Below are 16,126 nucleotides of genomic sequence, written 5' to 3' on the forward strand. Positions count from 1 at the left end.
GGCGGTCCACCTGCGGGGGTCGGCGTTCACGACAAACATGGTTAGCCTGAGAGGCCAGTGAGATTTCTGCGGCAGACGAGGCTCGGCGTCGCGAACCCAACGGCGGGTCCAGGTGCTCTATACAGAGCTGCCGTGATCGGCGACGAGGAGGAGGCCCGTGACACAACAGACCTGGGACGAGGTGGGCGGTCTGCTGCCGCACGACGAGTTCCGCGCCGCCAGCGAAGCCATCGTCTCGAACATCGAGCAGGTCATCGAGGGCAAGACCGCCACCGTGCGGCTCGCCCTGGCGGTCCTGTTGGCCGAGGGCCACCTGCTCATCGAGGACGTGCCGGGCGTCGGCAAGACGAAGCTGGCCAAGGCGATGGCCCGGTCGATCGACTGCTCGGTGCGCCGCATCCAGTTCACCCCCGACCTGCTGCCCAGCGACGTGACCGGGGTCAGCGTCTACAACCAGGAGACGCACGACTTCGAGTTCCGCCCGGGCGCCGTCTTCGCCAACCTGGTGGTCGGCGACGAGATCAACCGCGCCTCGCCGAAGACCCAGTCGGCGCTGCTGGAGTGCATGGAGGAGCGGCAGGTCACCGTCGACGGCGTGACCTACCAGCTGCAGACGCCGTTCATGGTCATCGCCACCCAGAACCCGATCGAGATGGAGGGCACCTACCCCCTCCCGGAGGCGCAGCGCGACCGGTTCACCGCCCGGATCGCGATGGGCTACCCCGACCCGGGCGCCGAGCTGGCGATGCTGGACGGGCACGGCGCCACCGACCCGCTCACCGACCTGCGGCCGGTCTCCGACGCCAACACCGTGCGCCGGCTGATCGGGCACGTCCGCCAGGTACACGTCGCCGACGCCGTCAAGCAGTACGCGATCGACCTGGTCACCGCCACCCGCGAGGCTCCCGACCTGCGGCTGGGCGCCTCGCCGCGGGCCACCCTCCAGCTGTTGCGCACCGCCCGCGCGGTGGCCGCCCTGGAGGGGCGCGACTACGTCCTCCCCGACGACCTCCAGGTGCTCGCCGTGCCGGTGCTGGCGCACCGGATCATCCCCACCGCCGACGCCCAGCTGGCCCGCCGCACCACCGACGCCATCGTCGCCGAGCTGGTGCACCGGCTGCCGCTGCCGCACGACCGCAAGCGCTCCCCCTACGACACCCGGCCCGGCCAGGGCCACGGCCGGCCGCCGTACGAGCCGCGGAGGCCGTGAGGTGCGCGAAGGGCTGCGCGGGCTGACCACCCGCGGCCGCTCGTTCCTGGCGGCCGCGGTCGCCGCCGCGATCTCGTCGGCGATCCTCGGCGAGAAGGACCTGCTCCGGGTCGCCGTGCTGCTCGCCATCCTGCCGCTGCTCGCCGCGGCCTACGTCGGGCGCAGCCGCTACAAGCTGGCCTGCAACCGGTCGCTGGACCCGCACCGGGTGCCGGTCGGGGCCAGTTCGCGGGTGGTGCTGCGGCTGCAGAACATGTCCCGCCTGCCGACCGGCACGCTGCTGCTGGAGGACCGGCTGCCGTACGCGCTGGGCAGCCGGCCGCGGGTGGTGCTGGAGCGGCTCGGCGCGCACCAGGCCAGCTCGGTGGCGTACACCGTGCGGGCGGACGTGCGCGGCCGGTACGAGGTGGGGCCGCTGGTGGTCCGGATGACCGACCCGTTCGGGTTGTGCGAGCTCAGCCGCGCCTTCCCGAGCACCGACCACCTGACCGTCATCCCGCAGGTCACCCCGTTGCCGTCGGTGCGGCTGCCCGGCGAGTACGCCGGCAGCGGCGACAGCCGGGCCCGGTCGGTGGCCGTGCACGGCGAGGACGACGCCGCCACCCGCGAGTACCGGATGGGCGACGACCTGCGCCGGGTGCACTGGAAGTCGACAGCGCGCACCGGCGAGCTGATGGTGCGGCGGGAGGAGCAGCCCTGGGAGAGCCGGGCCACCGTGGTGCTGGACACCCGGGCGTACGGCCACCGCGGCGACGGCCCGACGGCCAGCTTCGAGTGGGCGGTCTCGGCCGCCGCGAGCATCGCCGTGCACCTGCGCCAGGCCGGCTACAAGCTGCGCCTGGTCACCGGCTCGGGGGCGGACGTGGACGCCTCCGAGGTCAGCGGCGACGGCCTGCTCCTGGACCACCTCGCCGAGGTCCGGCTGGACAAGTACGTCGAGATCACCACGCTGGTGCAGCGGGTGCGGCAGCGCTCGGACGGCGGCCTGATCATCGGCCTGTTCGGTTCGCTGAGCACCGCCGAGGCCGAACTGCTGGCCGGGCTGCGCGGCAACGGCGCCACCTGCGTGGGCTTCCTGCTGCACAGCTCCACCTGGCTCAACCTGCCGGAGAAGGCCCGGGCCGAGGCCGACCAGGCGCACGGCGCCGCCGCACTGGCGCTGCTGCAGAGCGGCTGGCGGGTGATCGGCGTCGACCACGGCGGCCGGCTGCCGGCGCTCTGGCCGCAGGCCGCCCGGGGCTCGCAGGGTTTCGCGTTGCGGGCGGCGCTGGCCGAGACGGTGGCCGGCGGCATGCGATGAACGGAAGGCTCCCCTCATGATCGCCCACCGGAACCTGGGCTTCGTCGCCGCGGCGGCGACGCTGCTCGCCGCCGCGCCGCTGTCGGCCATCTTCGAACGCTGGACGTGGCTGATCCAGGCCACCATCGCGGTGGCGGTGGTGGCCGCCGTGGCCGCGCTGGCCCGGCTCGCCCGGTTCCCGCTCTGGGCCCAGGTGGTGGCCATGGTGGCCGGCCTGACGCTGGCCCTGACCTGGCTCTTCCCGGGCGACACCGAACTGGTCGCCTTCATCCCGACCCCGGCCACCTTCGGGCACTTCGCCGACCTACTGTCCGCCTCGATGCAGGACATGCGCTCGTACGGCGTGAAGGTCCCGGACACCGACCCGCTGCTCTTCCTCACCGTGCTCGGCATCGGCGGGGTGGCCGTGGTGGTCGACGTGCTCGCCGTCGGGCTGCGCCGCCCGGCGCTGGCCGGGCTGCCGATGCTCGCCATCTACTCGGTGCCGGTGGCGGTCTACGTGGACAGCGTCCCGCCGGTGCCGTTCGTCGTCGGCGCCGCCGGCTACCTCTGGCTGCTGGTCACCGACAACGTCGACCGGGTACGCCGGTTCGGCCGCCGGTTCACCGGCGACGGCCGGGACGTGGACGTCTGGGAGTCCAGCCCGCTGGCCGCCGCCGGCCGGCGGCTCGCGGTGGTCGGCGTGGCGCTGGCGGTGGTGCTGCCGTTGGCCGTGCCCGGGATGACCGGCGGGCTGCTGGACACCCTCGGCACCGGCGCCGGCAACGGCAACGGCACCGGCCGGCCGGGGATCGGCACCAATCCCGGCCGGATCAACCTGTTCGCCGCGCTGAGCGGGCAGCTGAACCAGTCCGAGGTGGCCGACCTGGTCAAGGTCACCACCAACGAGCAGCAGCCGTTCTACCTGCGCTTCGGGGTGGCCGACCGGCTGAGCAACGACGGCTTCCGGGTCAACGACCCCAGCGGCCGGCCGGTCAACCGGGACCTGCCGGACCCGACGCGGGACCTCCGGTCGGGTGTCGGGCAGAACCGCTACCGGGCCACCATCGAGGTGACCGACAACCTCGACATGCCGCTGCTGCCGGTCTACGCCCAGCCGGTTCGCACCGAGGACCTGAACGACCGGTGGCTCTACGACGCCGACCGCCAGATCGTCTTCTCCGGCCGGGAGTCCGCCCGCGGCAAGAAGTACTCGTTCGAGTACGTCCGGCTGACGTACACACCGAGCGTGCTGCGGCAGGCGCGAGAGCTGGGGTCCTCCCACCCGGCGCGGGTCCACTACACGATCAAGCCGGACGTGCCCGAGGTCGACGCGCTGGTCGAGCGGCTGATCCGCGGCGCGGACACCGAGTACGACAAGGTCCGGGCGATCTACGACTACTTCTCGGCGGACAACGGCTTCGTCTACCGGCTGAGCACCGAGACCGGCACCAGTGGCCAGGACATCCTCGACTTCCTCACCAACAAGGCCGGCTACTGCCAGCAGTACGCCGCGGCGATGGCCTGGCTGGTCCGGGCCGCCGGCATCCCGGCCCGGGTGGCGTTCGGCTTCACCAACGGCAGCAACCGGTCCGGCGACACGTACACGCTGACCAACCGGAACCTGCACGCCTGGACCGAGGTCTACTTCGACCAGATGGGCTGGGTGCCGTTCGACGCCACCCCGGCGTACGGCGTGGCGGGGTCGACCCGCTCGGCCTGGGCCCCGGACGTCGACGCCCCGGAGGAGTCGACGGCCGAGCCGGGCAGCACCGCCGCTCCGGGCGAGACGGAGGCGTCGGCCGGACCGCAGGGCCCGGACTCCCCGGAGGAGGACCCGGACTCCGGCCTGGCGCTGGGCGGCACCGCGCCGGCCGAGCAGGCCCCGGTCTGGCCCTGGTGGGCGGGCGGCGCGCTGGCCCTGCTGGTCCTGCTCGCCCTGCCGGCGCTGCGCCGGCTGGCGCTACGCCGGCGGCGCAGCGTCGCGGCGGCTTCCGCCCCGGCGACGGTGCGGTCGGCGGGCGGCGACGCGCCCGCCGACGGGCCGCGGATGGTCGTGCTCGGCGCGGACGCCGACCGGGCCCGGGCGGACGCCCACGCGGCCTGGGACGAACTGCTCGACACGCTGGTCGACTACCGGGTCCGGGTGGACCGCACCGAAACCCCCCGGGCCACCGCCGACCGGCTGGTCCGGGAGGCGTTGAGCGCCGACGCGGGGGCCGTCACGGCGGTACGCCTGCTCGGGCGGGCGGAGGAACGTGCCCGCTACGCGCGGGACCCGCTCACCGGCGAGCGGCTGCTCCCGGCCCTGCGGTCGGTACGCGGCGCGCTCGCCGCGCAGGCCGACCGGCGTACCCGGCTGCTGGCGGCGGTGCTCCCGCCGTCGGTGCTGCTGCGCTGGCGGCTCGCCACGGCGGACACCTCGTCCCGCCTGGTGACGGCGACGGGACGGGTCCGCTACCGGCTGCTGCGCTGGAGCCCGCGCCGCCTGCTCGCCAGCCGGATGGCCCGCTGACCCGCGCCGGGTGGGCGGCGGCCTCCCCGCCGCCCACCCGGACCACGCCCGCGAGGCCCGCTGGCACCCGCACGAGCTTGCGCTGCGACGGCGAGCCGCGTCGCGCATCGCCGGTGGAATCCCGGGACGGGCCGCGTCGGGCCTGCCAGTCGGTCGAGCGACGGCGGCGGGTTGCGCGAAACGGGCCCGGCCGCTTGGCTTGACCTCGCGGTTTCGCCGGGGCACCGGCGTGCCGACTGCCGGCGGGTCGGGGCAGGGAGGAACGTCAAAGGTCGCCGGGACGTCCCGGCGATCCGCCTGGAGCGGTGGGGGCGCCCGCCTCAGCGGCGGGTCGGCGTCAGCGGTGCCCCTCCGGGCGCTGCCGCCACCGGTCCTCCAGCCGGTCCAGGATCGACGGCCGTCGACCGGCACGGCCGCGGGGACGGCGACGACTCGTCGTACCGCCCACGACGTGCAGGTCGGGTGACTGCGCTCGGCGGTGCGACTGCACCGCGAACGCGGCCGAGGCCAGCATGACGACGAAACCCGCCACCGCCAGCGGCGGAGTCTTGATCACCGCGCCGTAGACCAACAGGGCCAGGCCAGCGATGATCACGCCGGCAGCGACGAGCAGGCGACGCCGCGCGTGGAAACGCGGGTCGCTGGCGCGCACGGCCGAGGCGAATTTGGGGTCCTCGGCAAGCGACCGCTCGATCTGCTCGAACAGCCGCTGCTCGTGCTCCGAGAGCGGCACGGCACTCCTCCCCGGTCACGTTGGTCGGCCCGGTCGGACCGACAGACCGTGGCAGCCAACCGGCTGCTTACCCGCAAGTCTACGAGGGGGGTCGCGCGTCGGAAAGCGGGACGACCTATGGCCGGCGGGGATTTTCATTTCGACGCACGTCGCGGCCACCGAGCAGACTGGCCGGACCTATGACGGACCGCCCGAAACGGGCAGCCGCGGCGTCGGCGGCAGCTTCCGCCTCCCGCCAGCCGCGCTCGGGCGCGCCGAGGGTGAGCTGGCGCGGGGCGCCCGCCGCACCGGCGAGCCCTTCGACCCGGACGCCGACCAGACGGATCCGGTCGCCCGGATCGAGCGCGGTGTAGAGCGCCCAGACTGTGTCGAACACCTCGCGGGCGGTGTCGGTGGGCACGGCGAGGGTGCGGGAGCGGTTGACGGTGCGGAAGTCGGCCAGCCGCACCTTCAGCGACACCGTCCGCCCCACCTGACCGGCCCGACGCAGCCGGGCGCCCACCTTTTCAGCCAGGGCGAGCAGGGCGCGCCGGATCTCCAACGGATCGGCCACGTCGGCGTCGAAGGTCACCTCCGCGCCGATCGACTTCTCCACGTGCTCCGGGCTGACCCGGCGCGGGTCACGGCCCCAGGCCAACTCGTGCAGGTGCGTGGCGGAGGCCTCACCGACCGCGCGGCGCAGCATGCCGAGCGGCGCCTCGGCGAGATCACCGATGGTGTTCAGGCCGAGCCGGCGCAGCGCCTCGGCGGCCCGCTCCCCCACGCCCCACAGCGCCGCCACCGGCAACGGGTGGAGGAACTCGAGCACCCGCCCGGCCGGTACGACGAGCAGGCCGTCCGGCTTGGCCCGGGTCGAGCCGAGCTTGGCCACGAACTTGCTCGGCGCCACCCCGACCGAGCAGGTCAGCCCCTGTTCGGCGGCGACCCGCCCGCGGATCAGCCGGGCGATGGCGGCCGGGGGGCCGAACAGCCGCCGGGCGCCGGCCACGTCGAGGAACGCCTCGTCCAGGGAGAGCGGCTCGACCAGCGGGGTGACGTCCCGGAAGATCTGCATGACCGCCCGGGAGGCCGCCGTGTACTGGGTGAAGTCGGGCGGGAGGTAGACCGCGTCCGGGCAGAGCGCCCGGGCCCGCATGGTGGGCATGGCGCTGCGTACGCCGTAGCGCCGGGCCTCGTAGCTGGCCGAACTGACCACCCCGCGCGGGCCGAGCCCGCCGACCACCACCGGCCGGCCACGCAGCTCGGGCCGGCGGCGCACCTCCACCGAGGCGAAGAAGGCGTCCATGTCGACGTGCAGGATCGGGCAGCCGGAGTCGTCGGCGTCCGGCCCGAAGCGGGGATCACCACCCCGTGGCAACGACTGACTCCGACCCATTGCCGCAGGCTAACCGGCACCTACGACACTCCGCCCGGACGGTCCGGCGCCAACGCGACACCGGTCCGTCCGGGCGGTCCCGTCGAGCTAGTCGGTCGACGCCGTTCCCGCGGGTACGCGACGCAGGGCGACGCCACTGGCGAGCGCTCCGACGAGGAGGATCGCCGCGCCGACCACGGCGGTGACCGTGAAGCCGTCGGTGAAGGCGGCGAAGGCGCGGTCGAGCAGTGCGCCGGCCACCTCGGCCGGCAGCTCGCCGGCCACGGCGAGGGCACCGCCGACGGTGTCGACGGCTGCGCCGGCGAGCCCGTCGTCGAGGCCGGCCGGCGTCTGGGCGTCCATCTCGGCCCGGTAGATGCCGGCGGCGATGCTGCCCAGCACGGCGATGCCGAGCGCGCCACCGAACTCGGTGCTCGTCTCGGAGAGCGCCGACGCGGCTCCCGCCCGCTCGGGCGGCGCCGTGGTGAGCACGAGCGAGGTCGCCAACGTGCTGGTCATCCCGACGCCGAGGGTGAGCAGTCCGTAGCTGCTGATCAGCCACCAGACCGGCGAGTCGACCCGCATCGTGCTGACCAGCAGGAATCCGGCGGCGGCGAGGACGAGCCCGGTGCTGACGAGGACCGCGGGCCGGATGCTCGGCGCGAGGGCGGAGGCGAGGACGACGCCGACCACGCTGCCCAGGATGGTGGGCAGGGTCCAGAGCGCGGCGTCGAACGGGCTGAGGCCGAGCACCGTCTGCATGAACGTGACGGCGAGCAGGCCCATGCCCGCGCTGGCGAAGGTGATCGCCGTGTTCGCACCGATGGCGGCCGAGAAGGAGCCCGTCGAGAAGAGCCGGACGTCGATCATGGGCCGCTCGCTGCGACGCTGCCGGCGTACGAAGAGGGCGCCGACGGCCAGCCCGGCGAGGAGGCTGACCAGCGAGGACGCGTTCGGTCCCGCCTCGGCGAAGTGCTTGACCGCGTAGATGACCGGCAGGATCGCGCCCAGGCTGAGCAGCGAGCTGAGCGGGTCGAACCGCCCCGGGTTCGGATCCTTCGACTCGGGCAGCAGCACCGGCCCGACGACGAGCAGCAGCAGCATGACCGGGACGTTGACGACGAACACCGAGCCCCACCAGAACCGCTCCAGCAGGAAGCCACCGATGATCGGCCCGATCGCGATGCCGCCGGTGAAGCCGGCCGTCCAGATCCCGATCGCGGTCCGGCGTTGGTCCTCGTCGGCGAACATCCCACGGATCAGGGCGAGGGTCGACGGGGCGAGGGTGGCGCCGCCCAGGCCGAGCAGGGCGCGGGCGGCGATGAGCAGCTCCGGGCTGGTGGCGAAGGCGGCCAGCAGCGACGCCGCCCCGAACGCGGCGGCGCCGAGGAGCAGCAGCCGGCGGCGCCCGATGCGGTCGCCGAGGCTGCCCATGGTCACCAGCAGGCCGGCCATCACGAACCCGTAGATGTCCACGATCCACAGGTGCTGGCCAGCGGTGGGGCCGAGTTCGGCGCTGATCAGGGGCGCGGCCATGAACAGGATGGACAGGTCCATGGAGGCGAGGAGGGCGGGAATGACGAGGGCGGCGAGGCCGACCCAGTCGCGGGCTCGGGCACGGGAGGGAGCGGTGGTCGTCACGGGGCGAATGTACATCCGTACAAGACGCTTGTACAAGACGCTTGTACAAGACGGGCGTTCAAAAGGTGGACTACACTGCCGGCATGGGACAGCGCGAGGACCTGCTGGCGGGGGCGAAGAAGTGCCTGGTGGAGAAGGGCTACGCGCACACCACGGCCCGGGACATCGTGGCGGCGGCGGGTGCTCACCTCGGTTCCATCGGTTACCACTTCGGCAGCAAGGAGGCCCTGCTGAACGCCGCCGTCATGGAGACCTTCGACGCCTGGGGCGACGCCATCGCGGCGGCTGTCGTACCGGACGCCGGCGGCACCCCGCTGGACCGGCTGCGCGGATTCGTCGACGGCCTGCTGGCGGCCGCCCCCGAGCAGCGGGCGATCCTGGTGGCCAGCGTGCAGGCGTACGCCCAGGCGGAGTTCGCGCCCGAGGTCCGGGCGCAGCTGGTGGCCGGCTACGCCGCCGGCCGACGGGACCTGGCCGCGCTGGTGCTCGGCATCCCACCGGCGGAGGTCTCAGAGGAACAGGCCCGCGCCTACGGCGGACTCGCCATGGCGATGGTCAACGGCGCCATGATCCAGTGGCTGATCGACCCCGCGTCCGCACCCACCGCCGACGACCTCGCGCGGGCGCTCGGCGGGCTCAGCGGACGCTGACCGGACCTCACCGGCCGACCGCCGGACCCACCGGCCGCTGACCGGCTCCGGTCAGCCGCGGACCACCAGCAGCGGGATGGTCATCTCCGCCGCGGTGTCCGCCCCGTGGTACGCCACCAGCCGGGAGGCCAGCGGCTTCTCCGACCGGGTGGCCATCACCGCGTACGTGTCGTTGCAGATCACCACCACGTCGCCGATCCGGCTCAGGTGCTCCTCGGGCACCGGGCCGAACCAGCCGTCGGCCACCACCTCGTCCCGGGTCCGCACCCGGGCCGCGGCACCGAGCACCGCCGACCAGGCGGCCACCACGTCGGCGGTGGCGCCGGGGGCCACGTGCAGGTAGCGGACCCGGGGTTCGCCGGAGACCACCCGCACCCCGGCCCGCAGCCGTGGGTCGGTGTCCAGGTCGAAGCGGTGCCCGGCCGGCACGTCGAGCTGCCCGTGGTCGGCGGTGACCAGCAGCGCGGCGTCCGCCGGCAGGCCGTCCACCAGCCGGGCGAGCAGCCCGTCCACCTCGGCGGCGGCGTGCCGCCAGGGCATCGAGTCGACGCCGGTGAGGTGGCCGTGCCGGTCCAGGTCGGGGTGGTAGCCGGAGACCAGGGTCGGCCCGGCGCCGGCGGCGAGCGCGGTCAGCATCTCCTCGGCCAGCGCGTCGACGCCGGCGGCGCCGCGGTAGTCGCCGCCGCGGTTGGCGGCCACGGTGAGCCCGCTGCCGCCGAACTCGGGGCGGCTCACCACGGTCACCGCGACCCCGGCGGCCCGGGCCCGCTCCAACTGGGTGCGGACCGGCTGCCAGCGCAGCGGGGGCGGGTCGGCGGCCCACTCGATGTGGTTGAGCACCCGGTCGCCGCCCGGCACCCGGACGGTGAAGCCGAGCACGCCGTGCTCACCCGGCGCGGCGCCGGTGCCGAGGGTCACCAGGCTGGTCGGCGTGGTGGACGGGAAGCCCGAGGTGAGCGGCCGACCGACGGTCGCGGCCAGCCCGGCCAGCGTCGGCGCGTACGGGGCGGCGGTCGGGATCTGGTACCAGCCGAGGCCGTCGACCAGCAGCACCGCGATCCGGCGTACCCCGGCCAGCGCCTCGGCGAGCCGGAGCGGGTCGGTGGCGCCGGGCACGCCGAGCACGGCCAGCGCACTGGGCAGCACGTCGGCCAGGCTGCCGGTGCCGTAACGCGGGGCGACCACCGCCAGCGGGTCGGGCGCGCCGGCCGGTGCGGCGGGTCGGGTCATGCCGGCCGGCGGGCGAACAGGTGCAGCTGCGCGGCCAGGTCACGCCAGGGCGCCCGCCCGGCCAGGGTCCGCTCCAGCTCGACCAGGGCGCCCGGCTGGCCGTCGGCGACGGCGGCGGGGAGCAGGTCGGCGAGGACGCGTACGCCGTGGATCTCCTCGACCACCAGCCCGGCGGCGCCGAGCAGCGCGGCGGCGCCGGCGGCGTCGTAGCGCCGGCGCAGGGTGTCCCGGTGCCCGGCGGTGCCGGCCGGGTCGGCGGCCAGCGTGGCGGCGGTGTCCAGGTGCCCGTTCATCGCCCGGCCGAGCACGGCGGCGGCCCGGCCGGCGACCAGCACGCTCGCGGCGCCGCCGGGGCGCAGCGCGGTGGCCAGCGCGGCCACCACCGGCGCGGGATCGTCGACCACCTCCAGCACGGCGTGGCAGAGCACCAGGTCGGCGCTGGCCGGCTCAACCAGCCCGGCGAGCGCGTCCCCGTCGCCCTGCACGGCGTGCACCCGCCCGGCGACCCCGGCCTCGGCGGCCCGTCGGGTCAGCGCGGCGAGCGCGTCCGGGCTGGCGTCGACCACGGTGACCCGGTGCCCGGCCTGGGCCAGCGGAACGGCGAACCCGCCGGTGCCGCCGCCCACGTCGAGCACGGTCAGTTCGGCGTCGCCACGACGGTCCAGCTCGGCGCGCAGCACCGACCAGATCACGGCGGTACGGGGGGTCAGCGGCGGCCCGGCGATCCGGCCTGGGGTCTGCTCCACCCGGTCGAGCCTAGTCACCCGCGCCAGTCACCCCCGTGCGGCCGGTGGTGGCGATCCCTTCGACGACGTGCCGCTGGGCGAGGAAGAACAGGCCCGGCTCCGGGCACCGGCGCGGCGGCGGTCCGTTCGACCGCGGTGGTCACGACTCCGCCCCGCCCTCGGGGTCCTTCTCGGCCCGGGAGCGCCGGGCGTTGGCCACCGGCCCGCCGGTGACCGGGTACTCCCGGGCCTCGCACTGGTGCGGGTGCCAGTCGGCCGCCAGCCGGGTCCGCCGGCTGTTGGCCACCTCGTGGTACGTCTCGCTCATCGGTCCTCCCCCTCGTCGAACACGAACCGGTTGTTGAGCTTCACCTGCACCGCGTGACCACCAGGATGATCACGGAGAGCAGCCAGGCCATGGCCGAGGCGTCGCCCGTGTGCAGGAACTGGAACTCTTCCTGGAACAAATGGATCACGTAGAACCATGCCGCAGCGCTGTTGAACCGGTTCGGCGTCTCCCGGTTGCCGAAGTACATGGTGTTCGCCGACGTTTTCAACCCGGCGACGGGGGGACGGCGTGTGGCGCGGATCTCCGCCGGGGCGGTCGGTGCCCGGCCCGGCCGAAGGGCTGGTCAGGCTGGCCGCGTGCTCCTGCTGCTCACCGTCTTCGGCGTCGTGCTGCTCGGCGCCTTCGCGCAGGCGGTCAGCGGTTTCGGCTACGCGCTGGTGACCGTGCCGCTGCTGACCGTCGTGGTCGATCCGCGTGCCGCGGTGGTGCTCTCGGCGCTCACCGGCATCGGGCTGACCCTGGTGGCCGCCGTCCGGGAACGCGCGTACGCCCGGTGGCGGGTGGCCGCGACGCTGACCGGGGCCGCGCTGCTCGGCCTGCCGCTCGGTCTGCTGGTGCTCGCCCGGGCACCGGAACGCGCGCTCAGCGCGCTGATCGCGGTGGTGGTGCTCGGTTGCGTCGTCCTGGTCTGGTCCGGCGTCCGGCTCCGCACCGGCCGGGCCGGGCTCGGCGCCGTCGGGGTGCTCGTCGGGGTGCTCACCGCCGCCACCGGCACCAACGGGCCGCCGCTGGTCGCCGCCTTCCACTCCCTCGGCTACGACCCGCGCACCTTCCGGGCCACCCTGGCCGCCACGTTCGCCGGCACCGGCCTGATGGGGCTGGCCGGGTTCGCGGCGACCGGGCAGTTGCACCTCGACGTGGCGCGGGCCGCCCTGGTCGCGCTGCCCGCCGTACCGTTGGGCTGGTGGTTGGGGAACCGGCTGTTCCGCCGGATCGATCCGCTGCTGTTCCGGCGGATCGTGCTGGTCGGGCTGCTCGGCAGCGCCGGCACGGCGCTCGCCGGCCTGGCCGGCTGAGACTGAGCCGGACCGCCGCGCCCGGCGGCGGCGTCAGCGGAAGTCGCGGGAGGCCGGGCTGACCGGCGGCTCGATCGCGTCCAGCCGGTCGGCGTCCAGGTTGAGCACGCCCTCGTGCCGCTGCAACCGGCCCCGCACCACCAGCCCGGTGCTGGTCCGGGCCACCCGCCGGTAGCGCTGCCACAGCCCCGGCGAGCAGGTGACGTTGAGCATGCCGGTCTCGTCCTCCAGGTTGAGGAAGGTGACCCCGCCGGCCGTCGCCGGGCGCTGCCGGTGGGTGACGATCCCGCCGACCCGGATCCGCTGGCCCGGCTCCACCCGGCCGAGCCGGGCGATCGGCACCGCGCCGAGGGCGTCGAGCTGGGGGCGGATGAAGCTGGCCGGGTGGGTCTCCGGGGACAGCCCGGTGGCCCAGACGTCGGCGACCAGCCGGTCCACCGCCTCCATGCCGGGCAGCGTCGGGGCGGCGGCGCCGGTGACCGTGCCGGGCAGCCGGCCGGGCCGGTCCTGGGCCGCCGCCCCGGCGGCCCAGAGCGCCTGGCGCCGGGTGAGCCCGAAGCAGGCGAAGGCGTCCGCGGTGGCCAGCGCCTCCAGCTGCGCGGCGGTGAGACCCACGCGCCGGGCCAGGTCCGGCATGTCGCGGTACGGCCCGTGCGCCGTCCGCTCGGCCTCGATCCGCTCGGCCACCTCGTCGCCGAGAGTACGCACGCTGGACAGCCCCAGCCGGACGGCCGGCCCGCCCAGCCCCCAGGCGTGCGGCGGCTCCCCCGGCTCACTGCCCCACCGGGTCTGCGGGGTGGATTCCAGCACCGCCTTGGCGCCGCTGGCGTTGATGTCCGGCCGACGTACCTCCACCCCGTGCCGGCGGGCGTCGTCGACCAGGGTCTGCGGCGAGTAGAAGCCCATCGGCTGGGCGTTGAGCAGCGCGGCCAGGAACGGGGCCGGGTGGTAGCGCTTGAGCCAGGAGCTGGCGTAGACCAGGTAGGCGAAGCTCATCGCGTGGCTCTCCGGGAAGCCGTAGCTGGCGAACGCGGAGAGCTTGCGGTAGACGTCGTCGGCGAGTTCGCCGGTGATGCCCCGCTCGGCCATCCCGGCGTAGAGCCGGTCGGCGATCCGGGCCATCCGCTCGGCCGAGCGTTTGGCCCCCATCGCCCGGCGCAACTGGTCGGCCTCGGCGGCGTCGAAGCCGGCCAGGTCGATGGCGAGCTGCATCAGCTGCTCCTGGAACAGCGGCACGCCGAGGGTCTTCTCCAGCGCGTTGCGCATCAGCGGGTGGGCGTACTCCACCGGCTCCTGGCCGTTCTTACGCCGGATGAACGGGTGCACCGAACCGCCCTGGATCGGGCCCGGGCGGATCAGCGCCACCTCGACCACCAGGTCGTAGAAGACCCGCGGCTTGAGCCGGGGCAGGGTGGCCATCTGGGCCCGGCTCTCCACCTGGAACACCCCGACCGAGTCGGCCCGGCAGAGCATGTCGTAGACCTCCGGGTCGTCCAGCGTCATGTCGCCGAGGTCCAGGCTCATGCCGATCATGTCGTAGCCGTAGTGCAGCGCGGAGAGCATGCCGAGCCCGAGCAGGTCGAACTTGACCAGGCCGACCGCGGCGCAGTCGTCCTTGTCCCACTGGAGCACGCTGCGCCCGGGCATCCGCCCCCACTCCACCGGGCAGACCTCGATCACCGGCCGGTCGCAGATCACCATGCCGCCGGAGTGGATGCCCAGATGCCGGGGGAAGGTCTGCAGCTCGTTCGCGTACGCGACCACCTGCTCGGGGATGTCCTCCACGTCGACCGCGGCGACGCTGCCCCAGCGGTCGATCTGCTTGCTCCAGGCGTCCTGCTGCCCGGGCGAGAAACCGAACGCCTTGGCCACGTCCCGCACCGCCGACCGGGGCCGGTAGGAGATGACGTTGGCGACCTGGGCGGTGTGCTCCCGGCCGTAGCGGGCGTAGACGTGCTGGATCACCTCCTCCCGCCGGTCGGACTCGATGTCCACGTCGATGTCCGGCGGACCGTCCCGCTCGGGGGCGAGGAAACGCTCGAAGAGCAGCCGGTGCCGGACCGCGTCGACGTTGGTGATCCGCAGCGCGTAGCAGACCGCCGAGTTCGCCGCCGAGCCCCGGCCCTGGCAGTAGATGTCCTGCTCCCGGCAGAACGTGACGATGTCGTAGACCACCAGGAAGTAGCCGGGGAAGCCCAGCTCCTCGATCATGTTCAGTTCGTGTTCGAGCTGCTCGTACGCCCTCGGGTGCGCCGCGCGCGGGCCGTAACGCTCCTGCGCGCCGGCGTAGGTGAGGTGGCGCAGCCAGCTCATCTCGGTGTGCCCCGGCGGCACCGGGTACGCGGGCAGCTTCGGCGCGACCAGTTGGAGGTCGAAGGCGAGTTCGGCGCCGAACTCGGCGGCCCGGGCCACCGCCCCCGGGTACGCGGCGAACCGGGCCGCCATCTCGGCGCCGCTGCGCAGGTGGGCGGTGGCGGCGGCGGGCAGCCAGCCGTCGATCTCGTCCAGGCTGCGCCGGGCCCGGACGGCGGCGACGGTGGTGGCCAGCCGGCGCCGGGCGGGGGTGGCGTAGTGCACGTTGTTGGTGGCCACGGTGGGCAGGCCGGCCGCCGCGGCCAGGTCGGCGAGCGCGTCGTTGCGGTCGGCGTCGACCGGGTGCCCGTGGTCGGTGAGCTCCACCGCGACCGTCTCCGCGCCGAAGAGCGCGGTCAGCCGGTCCAACTCGCGGGCGGCCGCGTCGACCCCCTCGGTGAGCAGCGCCGCCGGCACGTGGCCCTTGCGGCAGCCGGTGAGCACCAGCACGTGGTCGCGCAGCTCGGCGGCCACCTCCTCCAGCTCGCCGTAGACCGGGCGGCCCTTCTCCCCGCCGCGCAGCTGGGCCCGGGCGATGGTGGCGGCCAGCCGGGCGTACCCCTCGTGGCCGTGGGCGAGCACCAGCAGGTGCCGGCCGAGCGGGTCGGGCTCGCCGTTCTGCGGGCCGGGCAGGCCGAGCGACAACTCGGCGCCGAAGATCGTCGGCAGGTGCAGCGCGCGGGCCGCCTCGGCGAAGCGCACCACGCCGTAGAAGCCGTCGTGGTCGGTGACGGCGAGCGCGGTGAGCCCCAGCCGGGTCGCCTCCTCGGCCAGTTCCTCCGGGTGGCTGGCGCCGTCGAGGAAGCTGAAGTTGGTGTGCGCGTGCAGTTCGGCGTACGGCACCGCGGCGTCCGGGCGGGTCAGCTCGGGGGGCTGGTAGTGCTGCCGCTTGCGGGTCCAGGCCGGCGAGTCCCCGCCGTCGGCGTCGACGGCCAGCGGGTCCACCACGTGCAGGTGCCGCTCCGGCCGGTCTCCGCCGGCCCGGCCGGAGAGCACCCGCTCCAGCTCGGACCAGGGCAGCTTGGGGTTGTGGAAGCTCATCCGGTCCCCCTCCGGCCGCCCCTCCGTCAGC

The 16,126-nt window shown here is 74.6% G+C and carries 13 protein-coding genes; 5 read left to right on the forward strand and 8 right to left on the reverse strand.

All coding sequences use genetic code 11. The annotated features are described in order from the left end of the window. Window positions 1-157: 157 nt before the first annotated feature. Genes DLJ47_RS16920 through DLJ47_RS16930 form a run of 3 tightly spaced genes read left to right on the forward strand, consistent with a single transcriptional unit; the run spans window position 158 to window position 5,004 of the window. Entirely contained in the window at window positions 158-1,210 is a 1,053-nt protein-coding gene (locus DLJ47_RS16920) for an AAA family ATPase (RefSeq protein ID WP_088992750.1), read from the forward strand. Window position 1,211: 1 nt separating this feature from the next. Further along, window positions 1,212-2,510, forward strand: a complete 1,299-nt coding sequence (locus DLJ47_RS16925) for a DUF58 domain-containing protein (protein WP_109900941.1) — start codon at window positions 1,212-1,214, stop codon at window positions 2,508-2,510. A gap of 16 nt (window positions 2,511-2,526) precedes the next feature. Then, window positions 2,527-5,004: a transglutaminase TgpA family protein gene (locus tag DLJ47_RS16930; protein ID WP_109900942.1), complete on the forward strand. Its 2,478-nt coding sequence runs from the start codon at window positions 2,527-2,529 to the stop codon at window positions 5,002-5,004. Window positions 5,005-5,341: 337 nt separating this feature from the next. Here DLJ47_RS16930 and DLJ47_RS16935 read toward each other — a convergent pair whose 3' ends face one another. From DLJ47_RS16935 to DLJ47_RS16945, 3 genes are all read right to left on the reverse strand, one after another. Next, complete coding sequence (locus DLJ47_RS16935) at window positions 5,342-5,737, reverse strand: DUF3040 domain-containing protein (RefSeq protein ID WP_088992747.1); 396 nt, start codon at window positions 5,735-5,737, stop codon at window positions 5,342-5,344. A gap of 115 nt (window positions 5,738-5,852) precedes the next feature. Continuing rightward, window positions 5,853-7,112, reverse strand: coding sequence for a DNA polymerase IV (locus DLJ47_RS16940; protein ID WP_109900943.1), 1,260 nt, complete (start codon window positions 7,110-7,112; stop codon window positions 5,853-5,855). A gap of 87 nt (window positions 7,113-7,199) precedes the next feature. After that, complete coding sequence (locus tag DLJ47_RS16945; RefSeq protein WP_199235884.1) at window positions 7,200-8,732, reverse strand: MFS transporter; 1,533 nt, start codon at window positions 8,730-8,732, stop codon at window positions 7,200-7,202. A gap of 83 nt (window positions 8,733-8,815) precedes the next feature. Here DLJ47_RS16945 and DLJ47_RS16950 point away from each other — a divergent pair, with 83 nt between their 5' ends. Next, entirely contained in the window at window positions 8,816-9,382 is a 567-nt protein-coding gene (locus DLJ47_RS16950) for a TetR/AcrR family transcriptional regulator (protein WP_109900945.1), read from the forward strand. A gap of 51 nt (window positions 9,383-9,433) precedes the next feature. Here DLJ47_RS16950 and DLJ47_RS16955 read toward each other — a convergent pair whose 3' ends face one another. The 4 genes from DLJ47_RS16955 to DLJ47_RS35775 all read right to left on the reverse strand — a co-directional run bounded on the left by DLJ47_RS16955 (window position 9,434) and on the right by DLJ47_RS35775 (window position 11,873). Next, window positions 9,434-10,612, reverse strand: a complete 1,179-nt coding sequence (locus DLJ47_RS16955; RefSeq protein ID WP_109900946.1) for an alkaline phosphatase family protein — start codon at window positions 10,610-10,612, stop codon at window positions 9,434-9,436. Next, a complete protein-coding gene (locus DLJ47_RS16960; protein ID WP_109900947.1) occupies window positions 10,609-11,376 on the reverse strand; it encodes a methyltransferase domain-containing protein in 768 nt (255 codons plus the stop codon). The genes DLJ47_RS16955 and DLJ47_RS16960 overlap by 4 nt, the downstream gene beginning before the upstream one ends. A gap of 121 nt (window positions 11,377-11,497) precedes the next feature. Then, entirely contained in the window at window positions 11,498-11,665 is a 168-nt protein-coding gene (locus tag DLJ47_RS36310) for a hypothetical protein (protein WP_199235885.1), read from the reverse strand. Between the two features lie 40 nt (window positions 11,666-11,705). Then, window positions 11,706-11,873 (reverse strand): hypothetical protein, encoded by a 168-nt coding sequence (locus tag DLJ47_RS35775; protein WP_158289829.1) that lies wholly within the window; start codon window positions 11,871-11,873, stop codon window positions 11,706-11,708. Window positions 11,874-11,982: 109 nt separating this feature from the next. On the opposite strand from DLJ47_RS35775, the gene DLJ47_RS16965 reads away from it, so the two are divergent. Then, the gene (locus DLJ47_RS16965) at window positions 11,983-12,702 is read left to right on the forward strand and encodes a sulfite exporter TauE/SafE family protein (protein WP_158289830.1); all 720 of its coding nucleotides are present in this window, start codon (window positions 11,983-11,985) and stop codon (window positions 12,700-12,702) included. 33 nt (window positions 12,703-12,735) lie between these two features. Here the strand turns inward: DLJ47_RS16965 and DLJ47_RS16970 are convergent, their stop codons facing one another. After that, complete coding sequence (locus tag DLJ47_RS16970) at window positions 12,736-16,095, reverse strand: error-prone DNA polymerase (RefSeq protein ID WP_109900949.1); 3,360 nt, start codon at window positions 16,093-16,095, stop codon at window positions 12,736-12,738. Between the last annotated feature and the right edge of the window lie 31 nt (window positions 16,096-16,126).

It is taken from the genome of Micromonospora sp. S4605, from assembly GCF_003176715.1.
Classification (GTDB): domain Bacteria; phylum Actinomycetota; class Actinomycetes; order Mycobacteriales; family Micromonosporaceae; genus Micromonospora; species Micromonospora echinaurantiaca.

Excerpts from the sequence above, each read along its gene's own strand:
- DLJ47_RS16930 (WP_109900942.1), top strand. The coding sequence starts at position 2,527 with ATGATCGCCCACCGGAACCTGGGCTTCGTCGCCGCGGCGGCGACGCTG.
- DLJ47_RS16940 (WP_109900943.1), bottom strand. The coding sequence starts at position 7,112 with ATGGGTCGGAGTCAGTCGTTGCCACGGGGTGGTGATCCCCGCTTCGGG.
- DLJ47_RS16950 (WP_109900945.1), top strand. The coding sequence starts at position 8,816 with ATGGGACAGCGCGAGGACCTGCTGGCGGGGGCGAAGAAGTGCCTGGTG.
- DLJ47_RS16955 (WP_109900946.1), bottom strand. The coding sequence starts at position 10,612 with ATGACCCGACCCGCCGCACCGGCCGGCGCGCCCGACCCGCTGGCGGTG.
- DLJ47_RS36310 (WP_199235885.1), bottom strand. The coding sequence starts at position 11,665 with ATGAGCGAGACGTACCACGAGGTGGCCAACAGCCGGCGGACCCGGCTG.
- DLJ47_RS35775 (WP_158289829.1), bottom strand. The coding sequence starts at position 11,873 with ATGTACTTCGGCAACCGGGAGACGCCGAACCGGTTCAACAGCGCTGCG.
- DLJ47_RS16970 (WP_109900949.1), bottom strand. The coding sequence starts at position 16,095 with ATGAGCTTCCACAACCCCAAGCTGCCCTGGTCCGAGCTGGAGCGGGTG.